The sequence below is a fragment of the Microbacterium sp. SWDP-B6 genome (assembly GCF_059803615.1).
On record NZ_JAPFGV010000001.1, the window covers coordinates 871,314 to 886,310 of the forward strand.

Annotated in this window: 12 protein-coding genes; 7 read left to right on the forward strand and 5 right to left on the reverse strand. The window is 68.0% G+C overall.

Annotation, left to right across the window (positions count from 1 at the left end; genetic code table 11):
- Positions 1 to 5: 5 nt before the first annotated feature.
- Together OPU70_RS04400 and OPU70_RS04405 are read right to left on the reverse strand one after the other, a co-directional pair.
- Positions 6 to 1,640: an MFS transporter gene (locus tag OPU70_RS04400; RefSeq protein WP_079112622.1), complete on the reverse strand. Its 1,635-nt coding sequence runs from the start codon at positions 1,638 to 1,640 to the stop codon at positions 6 to 8.
- Between the two features lie 64 nt (positions 1,641 to 1,704).
- A complete protein-coding gene (locus OPU70_RS04405) occupies positions 1,705 to 2,115 on the reverse strand; it encodes a hypothetical protein (protein ID WP_079112621.1) in 411 nt (136 codons plus the stop codon).
- Positions 2,116 to 2,185: 70 nt separating this feature from the next.
- Here OPU70_RS04405 and OPU70_RS04410 point away from each other — a divergent pair, with 70 nt between their 5' ends.
- The 6 genes from OPU70_RS04410 to OPU70_RS04435 all read left to right on the forward strand — a co-directional run bounded on the left by OPU70_RS04410 (position 2,186) and on the right by OPU70_RS04435 (position 8,819).
- Positions 2,186 to 2,629: a MarR family winged helix-turn-helix transcriptional regulator gene (locus OPU70_RS04410; RefSeq protein ID WP_052493008.1), complete on the forward strand. Its 444-nt coding sequence runs from the start codon at positions 2,186 to 2,188 to the stop codon at positions 2,627 to 2,629.
- 47 nt (positions 2,630 to 2,676) lie between these two features.
- Positions 2,677 to 3,099 carry an organic hydroperoxide resistance protein gene (locus OPU70_RS04415; protein WP_042541872.1) on the forward strand — a complete coding sequence of 141 codons (423 nt, stop codon included), beginning with the start codon at positions 2,677 to 2,679 and terminating at the stop codon, positions 3,097 to 3,099.
- A 44-nt stretch (positions 3,100 to 3,143) separates the two neighbouring features.
- The gene (locus tag OPU70_RS04420) at positions 3,144 to 4,121 is read left to right on the forward strand and encodes a zinc-binding dehydrogenase (protein ID WP_498557211.1); all 978 of its coding nucleotides are present in this window, start codon (positions 3,144 to 3,146) and stop codon (positions 4,119 to 4,121) included.
- A gap of 100 nt (positions 4,122 to 4,221) precedes the next feature.
- Positions 4,222 to 6,657: a glycosyl hydrolase family 95 catalytic domain-containing protein gene (locus OPU70_RS04425; RefSeq protein ID WP_498557212.1), complete on the forward strand. Its 2,436-nt coding sequence runs from the start codon at positions 4,222 to 4,224 to the stop codon at positions 6,655 to 6,657.
- Entirely contained in the window at positions 6,647 to 7,630 is a 984-nt protein-coding gene (locus OPU70_RS04430; RefSeq protein ID WP_475435975.1) for an acetylxylan esterase, read from the forward strand. The genes OPU70_RS04425 and OPU70_RS04430 overlap by 11 nt, the downstream gene beginning before the upstream one ends.
- Positions 7,631 to 7,652: 22 nt before the next feature.
- Positions 7,653 to 8,819, forward strand: a complete 1,167-nt coding sequence (locus OPU70_RS04435; RefSeq protein WP_475435977.1) for an ROK family transcriptional regulator — start codon at positions 7,653 to 7,655, stop codon at positions 8,817 to 8,819.
- 136 nt (positions 8,820 to 8,955) lie between these two features.
- Here OPU70_RS04435 and OPU70_RS04440 read toward each other — a convergent pair whose 3' ends face one another.
- From OPU70_RS04440 to OPU70_RS04450, 3 genes are all read right to left on the reverse strand, one after another.
- Complete coding sequence (locus tag OPU70_RS04440; protein ID WP_498557213.1) at positions 8,956 to 10,584, reverse strand: type 2 periplasmic-binding domain-containing protein; 1,629 nt, start codon at positions 10,582 to 10,584, stop codon at positions 8,956 to 8,958.
- A gap of 65 nt (positions 10,585 to 10,649) precedes the next feature.
- Positions 10,650 to 11,633 carry a carbohydrate ABC transporter permease gene (locus tag OPU70_RS04445; RefSeq protein WP_231567638.1) on the reverse strand — a complete coding sequence of 328 codons (984 nt, stop codon included), beginning with the start codon at positions 11,631 to 11,633 and terminating at the stop codon, positions 10,650 to 10,652.
- Positions 11,630 to 12,604 (reverse strand): ABC transporter permease, encoded by a 975-nt coding sequence (locus OPU70_RS04450; RefSeq protein ID WP_079112616.1) that lies wholly within the window; start codon positions 12,602 to 12,604, stop codon positions 11,630 to 11,632. The genes OPU70_RS04445 and OPU70_RS04450 overlap by 4 nt, the downstream gene beginning before the upstream one ends.
- Positions 12,605 to 12,768: 164 nt before the next feature.
- Here OPU70_RS04450 and OPU70_RS04455 point away from each other — a divergent pair, with 164 nt between their 5' ends.
- Positions 12,769 to 14,973 (forward strand): alpha-galactosidase, encoded by a 2,205-nt coding sequence (locus OPU70_RS04455; RefSeq protein ID WP_498557214.1) that lies wholly within the window; start codon positions 12,769 to 12,771, stop codon positions 14,971 to 14,973.
- Positions 14,974 to 14,997 lie beyond the last annotated feature (24 nt).

The window sequence follows — 14,997 nt, forward strand, 5'->3', positions numbered from 1 at the left end:
CTCCGTCAATCGGATGCGCCGCTCCCCGGCGCTGCATCTGCGGCCGCTGCGTCCTCGTCCCGGCGTGGCTTGGCGCCCGCACCGGCGCCGAGCGAGATCGTCGAGAGCAATCCGAGCGACAGGAACCCCGCCGCCGTCCACGCGGCGAACCGGGTGCCGTCGGAGAACGCCGACTTCGCATCGTCTGCGATCTCGGCGGTCTCGGGCTGCGCCTCGAGCCCGCTGATCGCCGCGCCGGCGCTGTCGACGACGGACGACACGATCTGATCGCGCTGCTCGACCGGAAGCCCCCGTGCATCGAGTGACGATGAGAGGATCCCGGCCGTGCTCGTGAACAGCACGGTCCCGAGCACGGCGACACCGAGAGCAGCACCGAGCTGGCGCGACGTCGACTGGGTGCCCGACGCCGCGCCGCTGTCATCGACCGGCACGTCGGCGAGCACGACACCCGTCAGCTGAGCTGTGGCGAGGCCGACACCGAGTCCGTAGACGAAGAGGAACGGGATGAGGGGCACCCACGACGCGTCTGGGGCGATGACGAAGCCGACGCCTGCGACGCCGATGATCTCGGCCAGAAGTCCCGCCCGCACGACCCAGACCGGAGCGATCTTGCCGCTCGCCGCGCCCGCCGCGCCGCTGGCCACGAACGACCCGCCGGCCAGGGCGAGCAGCAGCAGGCCCGTCTGCAGCGCATCGAACCCCAGGACGAACTGCAGCCACAACGGCAGCGCGAGGATGATGCCGAACTCGCCCAGAGACACCACTGTCGCCGCTATGTTGCCGTTGCGGAACGACGGAATGGAGAACAGACGCAGGGCGAGAAGGGTCGACCTGCCGCGGCGCTCCCGGTGGACGCCCCACGCGATGAAGGCGACGAGGGCGACGACGGCCAGCGCGAAGGCGAACGGGATCGGAGACACGTCCGACGGCCAGGTCCAGTCGCCGATCTGCGGACGCTGGTCGACGAGCCACCACCCGTAGGTACGCCCCTCGATCAGACCGAACACGAGACTCGCCATCGTGATCACCGCGAGGATCGCTCCGACGACGTCGATCTTCGACGTCCGATCGCTGCGCGATTCGGCGACCGTGAGCAGCACCCCGATGATGATGACGATCCCGAGCGGGATGTTGATGCCGAAAGCCCAGCGCCAGGAGAACGCCGTCGTCAGCCATCCCCCGAGCAGAGGGCCCACAGCTGCCATACCGCCGATCGTCGAGCCCCACACCGCGAAGGCGATGCCGCGCTCGCGGCCTCGGAACGTCGCATTGATGATCGACAGTGTCGTCGGCAGGATCATCGCCCCGCCGACTCCCTGCGCGAGACGCGCGAGGATCAGCATCCCGCCGTCCGCTGCGAACGCCGCGAGCACCGAGGACGCCGCGAAGACGACGACGCCGATGAGCATCACGCGCCGTCGTCCGAAACGATCCGCCAGACTGCCGAACACGAGGAGCAGGGCGGCGAACACCAGCGTGTACGCCTCCTGCACCCACTGCACCTCGGTCGAGGTGATACCCAGATCGTCCACGATCGCCGGAATCGCCACATTCACGATCGTCGAATCGACGATGATCAGCGACACGGCGATGCTGATGAAGACCAGGCCCACCCAGCGCAGGCGAATGTAGCGTTCCATGACTACTAGCCTAGCTAGCAATTAGACAGGTGTCACGAATCTGTTCACCGCCTCTCAGCGGCAATCAGTCGGCGTGCGCCTCCACGGCCGGACGATCGACGATCCTCCGAACGCCACCCCTTGCGAGCATGAGCACGATGATGAGCGCGGTCACCTGCAAGAACCCACCCAGATACACGGCGTCACCGAAGACCCACGCCACGATCTCGAGCACGAGGAACTTGCTACCGGGAAGGACGAGGAGCAACGCGGCGACGTTCAGCACTCTGACCCAGCGGCTGTGCGTTCCGCGGATGCGCGCCACGATGCGCTTCTTCACGTAGAGCACTCCCTCGAGCACGACCTTGAGCAGCACCGCAGTCAGCAGGGCGAGAAGGAATGACTCGGAGATGACCTCGGGGAACAGCTGGATGAAGACGCCGAGCACCACGAGGTAGACGAAGATGTCGACGAGGTCGACGGGACGGAGCCGCACGGCCTCATCGTAGCGAGGACTCGAACACGATTAGATTGTGCACAATCTAATCGTGTGCAATGCTTGAGAGATGGCCGTGACCGATGAGATGGTGTGCTTCTCGCTGTATTCCGCCGCCCGAGCGACGACGCAGGCCTACCGAGCCCTCCTCGCACCCTGGGGTCTCACCTACCCGCAGTACCTGGTGCTCGCGATCCTCTGGATGGAGGGCGAGCAGACGATCGGGTCGCTGGGCGACGCGATGCAGCTCGATTCCGGCACCCTCTCCCCCCTCGTGCGTCGCCTCGAGCAGGCGGGCTACGTGATCCGAGCCCGCAGCTCTGCCGATGAGCGGGTCGTCACGGTGGGGCTGACCGAGGCGGGCACGGCGCTGCGCACCGAGGTCGCGCCTGTCCACACCACGATCGCAGCCCTCGCCGGCATGCAGGACGACGACCAGCGTCACCGCCTGATCGCCGAGCTGCAGGAGCTCACCGAGCGGCTGCAGAAGACAGGCGCCACCCCGCACCCCTGACGCGCACACCGCGCGCCGACTGACCACAACCGGAAGGAATCCACACCATGGAAGCTCTCTACACCGCCGAGGCCCTCGCCACAGGAGCCGGCCGCGACGGCCGCGTCGCCACGAGCGAAGGCAACCTCGAGCTCGACCTCGCCATCCCCAAGGAGATGGGCGGCAGCGGAGACGGCGCCAACCCCGAGCAGCTGTTCGCCGCCGGTTACGCCGCGTGCTTCCACTCCGCACTGCAGTCGGTCGCCCGCACGCAGAAGGTGAAGATCACCGACTCGTCGGTCGGTGCCCGCGTGCAGATCGGATCCAACGGCGAGGGCGGTTTCGGGCTCGCCGTGCAGCTCGAGGTCGTCATCCCCGACCTCCCCCACGACCAGGCCCAGGCACTCGCGGACGCCGCCCACAAGGTGTGCCCCTACTCCAACGCGACCCGCGGCAACATCGACGTCGAGATCACCGTCACCGACGACTGATCCACCCGGAACATCCCCCACGACCGATCCCACGAGGAGACACAATGCGCGCACTCACCCATGACACCTTCGGCGATCCCGAACAGGTTCTGACCGTCACCGAACGCCCCACCCCCGAGCCCGGCCCGGGTCAGGTGCGGCTGAAGATCGTGCTGTCGCCGATCCACAACCACGACCTCTGGACCATCCGGGGCACCTACGGCTTCAAGCCCGAGCTGCCCGCGGCATCCGGCACCGAGGCCCTCGGCATCGTCGACGCTCTCGGCGAGGGCGTCGACAGCCTGGCAGTCGGACAGCGGGTCGCCACCGGCGGCACGTTCGGCGCCTGGGCCGAGTACGTGGTCGCGAACGCCGCAGGTCTCATCCCGGTTCCCGAGTCGCTCAGCGACGAGAGCGCGGCACAGCTCGTCTCGATGCCGTTCAGCACCATCAGCCTGCTGCAGTTCCTGGGGGCCGAGAAGGGCGACTGGATCGTCCAGAACGCGGCGAACGGCGCGGTCGGACGCATGCTCGCCCAGCTCGGCGCCGCTCGTGGCGTCAATGTCATCGGCCTCGTGCGCCGCTCGGCCGGCGTCGACGAACTCCGCGAACAGGGCATCGAGAACGTCGTCTCGACCGACGACGACGGCTGGCGCGAGCAGGTCGCCGAGATCACCGGCGGCGCGCACATCGCCTTCGGCATCGACTCCGTGGGCGGATCGTCTGCGGGAGACGTGCTGTCGCTCCTCGGCGAGGGCGGCACACTCGTCGCTTTCGGCGCCATGAACTCGCCCACGATGGAGATCGCCTCGGGAGACGTCATCTTCAAGCAGGCGACCGTCAAGGGCTTCTGGGGCAGCAAGGTCATCCAGACGATGGATGCCGCCACACGCGGCGCTCTGTTCGGCGAACTCATCCAGCGCGTGAGCGACGGCACACTGACCCTGCCGGTCGCCGGGGTCTTCGACGCCGCAGACGCCGCGGACGCTGTGCGTGCGAGCAACACCGCCGGCCGCGTGGGCAAGGTCCTTCTGCAGTTCTGATCTCGGCGAGGCGCAGGGTGTCCGGCATTACTTGACACCGGCAATTAATACCGCATACGCTGACGGTGACATCGAGATCGATCGAACACACCGGAGTGCGATGACCGACACACTGCGCCTCACCTGGGACGCCCCCGCCACCCAGTGGGAGGAGGCGACTCCACTCGGCAACGGCCGCATCGGCGCCATGTCATTCGGCGGATCGGACGGTCGCTATCAGCTCAACGACTCGACGATCTGGTCGGGGACACCCGACGGCCCCGCGCGCGCACTGCAGAACGTGCGCGCGAAGGGCGCCGGCCCCGAACGTCTCGCGGCGGTTCGCGAGGCACTCAGCGCCGGTGACGTGCGCATCGCCGAGGACCTCCTCATGGCCTTCGAGGGTCCCTACTCCCAGGAGTTCCTGCCCCTCGCCGACCTGCACATCCGCGTGCACGAAGCCGATGAGGATGCCGACCTGTCCGCCCCGTGCCGCGTCCTCGATCTCGACTCGGCGACGCTCACCGAGACACTCCGGACCCCGAACGGGGACGTCATCCGTCGTTCCTGGATCTCGGCTCCGGCACAGGTCCTGATCATCGAGCTCACCTCGACCGTCGAGTTCGCGGCGACCATCGAGCTGTCCACGCCCCTGCGCGGTCGCATCGTCGATGCGCACGATGCGCACGACGCCCTCGTCCTCGACGTCCAGGCGCCGATCGACGGCGCTCCGCTGCACGAGGACGCGGTCGATCCCCTGCGCTACGCCGATGACGACACCGAGTTCGATGCCTATGCGGCCGTCGCCGTGTCGCTCGACTCGGACGGCGAGGTGCGTCGAACCGGCGATCACCTCATCGTCCGCCATGCCCGCCGCCTGCTGATCGCCCTGTCCACATCGTCGCGCGCCGGGTCGTGGTGGGCCGACGCCGACGGGGACTGGCGGACCGCCTCTCGGGAGGCGATCCGGGATCGCGCACGAGCGAGAGCGGAGACCGCGGCTCAGCGCGACGTCTCCGCCCTCTTCGCCGAGCACGTCGCCGACCGGCGACGCATCACTCGGGCGCGATTCGCGATCGGCAGTCGGCGCGAGGGCGAGTGGAGCGTCGACCGCGATGTCCTTCACGGCTCCGACCCTCTGCTGCGCGCGACCGTCGCCGCCGAATTCGGGATGTACCTGCTCGCCTCCAGCTCTCGCGCGGGCAGCCCCGCCGCGAACCTGCAGGGCATCTGGAACGACCAGCTGCAGCCCGCCTGGTCGTCGAACTACACGATCAACATCAACACCGAGATGAACTACTGGGCGGCTCCGATGCTGCTCGACCCCGATGCGCTCGAGCCGCTCCTCTCGCTCGTCGAGCTGCTCGCACGCACGGGCACCGACACCGCGCGCGAGCTCTACGGGACGCGCGGGTGGGTCGCCCACCACAACAGCGACGTCTGGGGCTGGAGCCTGCCCGTGGGCGACGGCCACGGCGCCGCGAGCTGGGCGATCTGGATGATGGGCGGAGTATGGCTCACCCACAATCTGTGGGACGCGTACGAGTTCGGCGGAGACACCGAGCTGCTGCGCGCAAGGATCTGGCCGCTGATGCGCGGTGCGGTGGAATTCTGTCTCGACTGGCTCGTGCCGGGCGCCGACGGCCACCTGCACGCCTCCCCCTCGACCGCGCCCGAGAACTCCTACGTCGCCGCCGACGGCCGGCCGACTCCCCTCGGCCTGACCGCGACCTCGGACCTCAGCCTCATCGGCTCGCTGTTCGAGCGCGCACTCGTCGCGATCGATGCGCTCGGCCTCGACGATGCGCTCGAAGCCGAGGTGAGAGAGGCGCTCGCGGCTCTCGCATCCCTGCAGGTCGGCTCAGACGGGCGCCTGCTCGAATGGTCCGCGGAGGTCGAAGAGCACGAACCTCTGCATCGGCACCTCTCCCCCGTCGTCGGGCTGTTCCCGCTCGACCTGGTGACCCCCGAGCGCACCCCCGAGCTGTTCGACGCCTCCGTGCGACTGATCGACGCCCGCGGTCCCGGCGCGATGGGCTGGTCGTGGGCCTGGAAGGTGGCGCTGCGCGCCAGAGCACGGCAGGGCGAGGTCGCCGCCTCGCTGCTCGAGGAGGCACTCACCCCGTTCGACGGCGACGCCACCCGGCACGGCCCGGTCGACGGGTCGGAGTGGGGCGGCCTTCTGCCCAACCTGTTCAGCACGCATCCGCCGTTCCAGATCGACGGCAACCTCGGCTTTCCTGCCGCGATCGCCGAGATGCTCGTGCAGAGCCACGGCGGCACGGTCCGCCTGCTTCCCGCGCTCCCCCTCTCGTGGGATCACGGAGACGTCCAGGGCATGGCTGTGCGCCCCGGCCTCGTGCTCGACATCGCCTGGGTGGGCGGGCGGGTGACCTCCGGCATCCTCCGCAATCCCGGTGACCGCGACAGGCACGTCACCGTCTCGGATGGCGACCGGGTGGCGGAGATCCTGGTGCCCGCCGGCGGGCAGGTCGACCTCGCGCGTCACGGCTTCGGCTCTGTCGAGGCGGACGAGGCGGAGTCCCGTGCACGGTGAGACGCGTCTCATCGACGCGCCCACCACTCAGACCGAGCCCGAGGATTTCGACGTCTTCTGGGCGGACACGATCGAGAAGACCCGCAGCCGTCCCCTCGACCTCACCGTCACCGCCCACCCCACGCGCCTCACGCAGATCGACGTGTTCGACGTGTCGTTCCGCGGATTCGGCGGAACACCCATCCGCGCCTGGCTGCGCGTGCCGCACGGCACCGAAGGACCACTTCCGGGGCTGGTGCAGTTCTTCGGCTACGGCAACGGCCGTGGCCACGCACTGCGCGATCTGCGATGGGCATCGGCCGGCTACGCCCACCTCGTCGTCGACGCCCGCGGGCAGGGGCACGGCGACACCGACGACGACCACGCCGACGGCGGCCCCTCGGCCGGCGGTTTCCTCACCCGCGGCATCCGCTCGCGCGAGGAGTACTACTACCGCCGGGTCTATGCGGATGCCGTGCGAGCCGTCGACGCCCTCCGCACCATCGACCTCGTCGACGCCGAACGAGTCGGTGCGGTCGGGGCGAGCCAGGGCGGGGGGATCGCGCTCGCGATCGCCGGCCTCGTGCCGGACCTTGCCGCCGTGATCGTGCAGGCCCCGTTCCTCTGCGAGCTCGACCGGGCGGCGGTGCTGAGCTCCGAGCATCCGTACGCGCTGCTCACGCAGTACTTCGCCGACCGTCGCAATGACACCGCGGCCGCTCTCGAGACTCTTCGGTATTTCGACGGCATCACCCATGCGAAGCGCGCGAACGCCCCGGCGCTGCTCAGCACGGGACTCCTCGACGGCATCGCACCACCCGACACGGTGCTTCCCGCGTTCACCGCATACGGCGGCCCCAAGACCGTGGTGCTCTGGCCGTACAACGGACACGAAGCCGGCGGGGACCTCGACGAGGAGAACGCGCTGGAGTTCGCAGCCGAGCATCTCGGTGCGCGCGCGCCCGACCGCCTGGCGGCGGATTCGCTACGATAGCCGACACGACCCGAAGGACCCGATGGACCACGACACCGTAGCGCGTACCACCCTGATCCGCTCGGCGTCCGACGCGGGATCCCGGGTCTTCGAGACGATCCTGACGCGCAGCCCCATCAGCAGGATCGACATCGCCCGCCAGACCGGGCTGTCCCAGGCCGCCGTCACGAAGGCCGTCGCCCCGCTCGTCGCCGCCGGCCTCGTCGATGCACCGCCGGCCTCGCACCGCGACGGCACCCCCGGGCGGCCCGTGAGCCCGGTGTCCATCGTCCTCGACGCGATGGTCATGATCGGCGTCAAGGTCAACGTCGACGAGGTCATCGCCGTCGCCACGGACCTCGCGACCACCGTGCTGGCCAGCGAGCGCCGCGCCCTCCCCGCCGACGATCCCCGCACCGTGATCGAGACGATCTCCGAGATCGTCGATGCCCTCGAGACCCAGCTCGGGGCGAGCGCCTCGGCGATCGCCGGCATCGGCGTCGCCGTCTCAGGCGACGTCGACAGCTCCACCGGCATCGTGCGCGAGTCGAACATCATGGGCTGGGCCGATGTGGCGCTCGGAGACCTCCTGCAGGAGCGCCTTCCCTGGCCCGTCACCGTGGAGAACGACGTCCATGCCCTGACGATCGGCGAGCACTGGTTCGGAGTCGGTCTCGGCACCGCATCCTTCGCCATCGTCACGATCGGACGCGGCATCGGCAGCGGCCTGCACCTCAACGGCGAGGTCGTCAGCGGCGCGTTCGGCGTCGCGGGTGAGATCGGCCACCTGCCGCTCGCCGACCCGTCTCTCGTCTGCCCGTGCGGCCGCCGCGGCTGCGTCGAGGCGGCCGCATCGACGGGCGCGATCGAGTCAGCCGTATCGGCCGCCCTCGGACGCCCGATCGCCATCGATGAGGCCGTGGCCCTCGCCCATGCGGGCGACCCTGACGCCGATGCCGCGTTCCGAGAAGCCGCCCGCCTCATCGGCACGGCGATCGCCACCCTCGTGAACCTCACCGGCCCTGAGGTCGTCATCATCGGCGGAGAGGGCGTCTCCGACTTCGATCTCTTCGAGAAGACGCTGCACGATGCGTTCGACGCGCACGCGTTCGGCGCTGCGGCGCGCTGCCGCATCCTGACCCGGCCCCACACGTTCGAGGACTGGGCGCGAGGCGCATCCGCCGCCGCCATCCAGTCGCTCGTGCGCTGACCGTCGGCCACAGCTCTTCGACCGGAGGGAGCGGATGCCGTCGGCATCCGCTCCCTCCGCTGCGCATCCGCTCCTGCCACGGCCAGACGCAGAAGTGCGCGGGACGGATGATCCGTCCCGCCCACCTCATGGTCGATCAGAGTGCGTCGTAGGCCGCCTGCAGCAGCTCCAGGTAGCGTGCGAGTCCGAGCCCCTCGATGTCGGCGACGTAGGCGTCCCACGCGGCGTCGTCTGCGATGTCGCGCTGTCCGGTGACGAACTCCGCCTGCGCCTGCGTGATGTAGGTGGCGATGTTCGTCTGCAGCTCCGCGAGCTCGGCAGAGGTCTCGAGGTCGGGCCACAGCTTCTCGACCGGGAAGAGCACGCTCTCGTCGGGCGCGAACGGCTCGTACTCCTGCGTCGCATAGAGCAGACGTCGCTCGTAGCCGTCCGGCGTGTAGATGTCCTCAGGCACCACCTGCGCGTTGCGGAACTCGAGCGAATCCCAGTACTGCGACATCGAACGCCACGCGGCATTGGAGGTCTCGTCGTAGGTGACGGGACGGAAGGTCGGCTCGAGCTCCGGGTCGAGCGCGAGATCGCCCTCTTCAGCCGGCGCCCAGGCCTCGCCCTCGGGCCCCATGGACGCGCGGATCTGCCCCTCGTCCGTGGCGAGGTAGTCGAGCAGCTTGATCGCCTCGATGCGCTCCTCCTCGGTCGACTTGTTCGTGAGGGCGAAGGTCCCCACCGGGTTCACGGGCGATCGCCAGGTGGCGAGCTGCGTACCGTCCGGTCCTGCGAGGGGTGCCACCGCGTCGTAGTTCTTGTCGCGACCGTCCGGCGAGTCCGCCGAGACGAAGACGTAGGGGTGCAGAGTGACGGCGGAGCCGAGGATCTGCGCATCCGCACTGTCGCCGAGCGCCTTCAGCGCGTCGCCGTTCTGAGTGAACGCCGCCGTGTCGAGCAGCCCCTCCTGGGCGAGCGAGGTGATGTACTCGAGCCCTGCGCGCCAGCTGTCAGAGGTGGCGTTCAGCACGACCTCGTCGCCGTCGAGCACGAGCGGCGGCGGACTGGAGGGCCCGCCGACGGGTGCATAGGTGAAGGCGTTCATCAGGTAGTTGATGATGGGCTCCGACGCCGATCCGCTCAGCGGCACCTCGTCGGCCGCGCCGTTGCCGTTCGGGTCCCCGTCCTTGAAGGCACGCAGCACCGTGCGCAGCTCCTCGGTGGTGGTCGGCTGCTCGAGTCCCAGCGCGTCGAGCCACGTCGTGTTCATCCAGAGCTTCGACGGGTAGCTGCAGTGGAAGCACTCGCTCCACTGGGTGATGGCGTAGATGTGACCGTCCGGCGCGGTGACCGACTGCTCCCAGTCGGGTTTCTCCTCGAAGCGCTTCTTGAGGTTCGGCGCGTGCTCGTCGATCAGGTCCTCCAAGGGCATGAGCACGCCCTGCTGGCCGTATTTGAGGATCTCGTTGCGCGAGAATCCGTCGACCCACGGCACGAGGAAGTAGGCGTCCGGATAGTCACCGCTGGCGAGCGAGATCTGGCGCTTCTCTCCCGCGACGCTGCCGTCATAGGTGGTGGTCTGCCAGTCGAAGTCGATGTCGAACTTCTTCTCGACCTCCTGGGTGAAGAGGTTGTCCTTGAGCGAGCCGTTCTCGCCCTGTGGGCCGAATGCGACCAGCTGGCCGTTGTCGTCGCTCGACGGGGTGCAGGCGGCGAGCGCCAGTCCCGTCGCGACGACGGTGACCGCTGCGATCGCCCCTCGTGTGATGCGGTGTGTCATTGCCGGAATCTCCTTTGACCGGTTCAGGTGTGCGGGTGTGTGTGGTGGGTCTGAGTGGGGTCTGATCAGCCTTTGACGGCGCCGACCATGATCCCCTTGCTGAAGTGCTTCGCGACGAACGGGTAGACGATGAGCATCGGGACCGTCGCGATGATCACGGTCGAGTACTTCAGCAGGTCTGCGAGCTCCCGGCGCTCGAGCTGTGCGGCGAGATCGCCACCGCCTCCGCCGTCGTTGAGGATGAGGATGCCTCGAAGCACCAGCTGCAGCGGCTGCAGATCGGCGTCGCGCAGGTAGAGGAGGGCGTCGAAGTACGAGTTCCACTGCATGATGGCGTACATCAGCGCGATGACCGCGAGGAGAGGCTTCGCGAGCGGCAGCACGATGGTCCAGAGGATCCGCAGTTCGCTCGCGCCGTCCAGCTGCGCGGCCTCGTACACCTCGTCGGGAATCGACGTCCGGAAGTAGACCATCGCGATGATCACCTGCCAGACACCGATCGCGTTGGGGAGGAGCATCGACCATCGCGTATCGAGCAGACCGAGCGACTGCACCACGATGTACATCGGGATGACTCCGCCCGAGAACAGCATCGTGAACACGACGCCTCCGGTGAGCGTCTTGCGGCCGAAGAGGTTGGCCCGCGACAACGGGTAGGCGATGGCGACGGTGCCGGCGACGCTGATGACGGTGCCGGCCACGGTGTAGAACACCGAGTTGCCGAATCCTCGGAGAATCGCCGGGTTGTTGAGCGCCTCCGTGTAGCCGCGGAGCGTGAACTCGACGGGCCAGAACAGCACACGCCCGGATGAGACCGCCTGGGGACTCGAGAACGAGCTGGCGACGATGTTCAGCAGGGGCAGGAGCACGACGAGCAGGAAGACCGTGAGCAGCAGGTAGGCGGCGATCACGAAGACGCGATCCGCGCGGGTCTCTTTGACCTTCACGCCGGAGGTCAGGGGGTCGCGTCGGCGCCGACCGCGTCCTCTGCCGGACGAGACGACGATCTCCTCGGTGAGGAGAGGCTGTTCTCTGATCACAGTGCTCACCACAACCCGCTTCCGGTCACTCGCTTGGATATGCCGTTGACGACGAGCAGCAGCAGCAGGCTGATGACGGCGTTGAAGAGCCCGATGGTGGCTCCGAGGCTGAAGTTCGCATTGAGGATGCCCGTCTTGTAGACGTAGGTCGGGATGATCTCCGAGGTCGAGAGGTTGAGCGCGTTCTGCAACAGGAACGCCTTCTCGAATCCGATCGCCATGATGTTGCCGACACCGAGGATCAGGATGATCGTGGCGGTGGGCAGGAGCGAGGGGAGGTCGACGTACCAGATCTTCTGCAGCCGCGAGGCGCCGTCGATCTTCGCGGCCTCGTAGAGGGAGGTGTCGACCGAGGCCAGAGCCGCGAGGTAGATGACGGCCGAGTAGCCGGTCGTCGTCCAGATGTCGGTCGCCACGTAGATGTGGCGGAAGAAGTCGGCACTCGCCAGCAGATCGACCTGTCCGGCACCGAAGAAGCTGAGAGTGCGCCCGAGGATCCCCACTCTCGGCGACAGCAGCAGGATCGTCATCGACACGATCACGACCGTCGAGATGAAGTACGGGGCGTAGGTCACGAGCTGCACGGTGCGTGTGAAGAACCGCAGCCTGACCTCGTTCAGCATGATCGCGAGGATGATCGGAAGAGGGAAGCTCGCGATGAGCGTGTACACGGCAAGGATGAAGGTGTTGCCGATCAGCTTCGGAAACACGGGATTGCGGAAGAGCGCCGTGAAGTTGTCGAACCCGACCCACGGGCTCCCCCACACGCCGTCGATGGGGTTGTAGTTCTTGAACGCGATCACGGCGTTGGCCATGGGCACGTATCTGAACACGATGAACCAGATGACGGGCAGTAACAGCAGCAGGTACAGCTGCCAGTATCGACGCAGACTGCGGGCGAACCGGGAACGTGCGTCGGTACGTCGAGGAGCCGGTGTCGAGACCTCGACCGGTGGTGCGTGCTCAGCACTGAGCTTCATGATCGCCCTCCCAGGGCAGGGTTACTTTACGACGTAATAAAATCACGTGCAGCGGAAAAAGTAAACGCCGACTTTCGCGGCGGAGATTTCTGCGGATCGCTTGCACGTCCCTCGCAAACGTGATTTATTGACGTTGTCAAGTAACTACCGGAGGGTCTTATCCCATGACTTCCCGTGCCGACACCGTCGTCGCACTCCGCGCCTCAGGCGTCGCATTCGTTCTCCAGATCTCCGCCCCCATCCCCCGTGTCCTGCACTGGGGCGCAGACCTCGGCGAGGCCACAGCGGCGACGGCATACGCGCTGGCGCTGACCGCCAGCCCCGCTCAGCTCAACAACTCCCCCGACATCCCCCGCTCGTTCTCCGCTCTGCCCACGGAGTACGAGGGCTGGTCAGGAACACCCGCGCTGTCCGGACACGCGCAGGGCCGCGCGACGACGCCGCGACCACGGCTCGTTCGGCACGACGTGGTCATCCCGTCAGACGGAGTCGGCGGCCGCATCACGCTCGAGTTCGAGGACGAGGTCTGCGGCATCCGCACCGAGCTGCGGTATCACCTCGACGCGCACGGAGTGCTCGCCGTCGACGCCTCGCTGACCAGGGCCGCAGAACTCAGCCCGCGGATCGGAGACACCGCGTATACGGTCGGCGCGTTCCTCGCCCTGCTCCCCCTTCCCGAACGCGCGACGGAGATCCTGGATTTCACGGGCAAGTGGTGTCGTGAGCGGTCTCCGCAGAGGTCGCCGTTCGGGTTCGGAACGCACCTGCGGTCTGCACACCGTGGCAAGCCCGGCCATGACTCTCCCTTCCTCTTCGCGGCCGGCACCGAGGGCTTCGGATTCGGTCACGGCGAGATCTGGGCCGTGCACCTCGCATGGAGCGGCGAGCAGCAGTACCTCGCTGAGCGCCTTCCCGAGGGCGCGGGGGCATTCAGCTCGGTCCTCGGCGCCGGCGAGGACCTGCACCCGGGCGAGATCATCCTCGAGGACGGCGAGCGCTATGACGCGCCGACCGCCCTGTTCGTCTGGTCAGACGACGGCCTCGACGCGATCAGCGATCGACTGCACCGGAGACTTCGCGCGCGGGACTCGCACCCGCGCGGCCCGCGCCCGCTGGTCCTCAACACCTGGGAGGCCGTCTACTTCGATCACGACCTCGCCCGCCTGACTGCCCTGATCGAGAGGGCTGCAGAGGTGGGTGTCGAGCGCATCGTCCTCGACGACGGCTGGTTCCGCGGTCGGCGGGAGGCGGATGCCGGCCTCGGCGACTGGTTCGTCGATGAGGAGGTCTGGCCGCAGGGACTCAGCCCGCTGGTCGATGTCGTCCGCGCACACGGCATGCAGTTCGGCCTGTGGTTCGAACCCGAGATGATCAACCTCGACTCCGACCTCGCCCGGTCGCATCCTGACTGGGTCCTCGGGCCCGCCGAAGGATTCGGGCCCGAATCCCGATCACAGCACGTGCTGGACATCGCCAGGCCCGAGGCATACGAATACCTTCTCGAACGCATCGACGCGCTGGTCCGCGAGCATTCGATCGACTACCTCAAGTGGGACCACAACCGCGACCTCCTCGAGGCGGTGAGTCGCGGCACCGATGGCGATCGTCCGAGTGTGCATCGGCAGACCGAAGCGCTCTACCGGCTGCTCGACGAGCTCCGCCTGCGCCACCCGGAGCTCGAGATCGAGACGTGCTCGGGTGGCGGCGGTCGGGTCGACCTCGGAATCCTCGACCGCACCGACCGCGTGTGGGCATCCGACTGCAACGATCCGGTCGAGCGGATCCAGATCGAACGGTGGACGCGCACGATCGTGCCACCCGAACTGATCGGATCTCACCTCGGGGCCGCTCGCTCGCACACCACGGCGCGGACCACCGATCTGTCGTTCCGTCTCGCCACCTCGCTCACGGCTCACGCCGGCATCGAGCAGGACCTCACATCGGTGGACGACGACGAGCTGGCCGCCATCGCCCGCTGGGCCGGCATGTACCGGGAGTTCCGCGACCTGCTGCACAGCGGTCGCGTGGTGAACGCAGACCTCGCCGATCAGGCGACCTCGCTCTCGGGGATAGTCGCCCAAGACGGTTCCGCGGCGCTGTTCACGTGGAGCAGGTTCGCGACCTCGGCGGCGGGTCAGGCGGGTCGAGTGCGCTTCCCCGGGCTCGATGCGCACGCGGCGTACAGCGTCCGGATCCGCGAGGACCTCGGCTCCGCGAGTCGGCACGGGGGCGACCCCGTGTGGGTGACGACCGCTCTGGCGGGCGCGATCGAAGTGCCGGGAGTGGTCCTGAGCACTGTGGGGGTTCCTCTCCCGACCCTCAACGCGCAGCAGGCGATGCTCATCGAGATCCGGCGCACCGACAGCTGACACCCCGACTCTTCCTTCCCATCC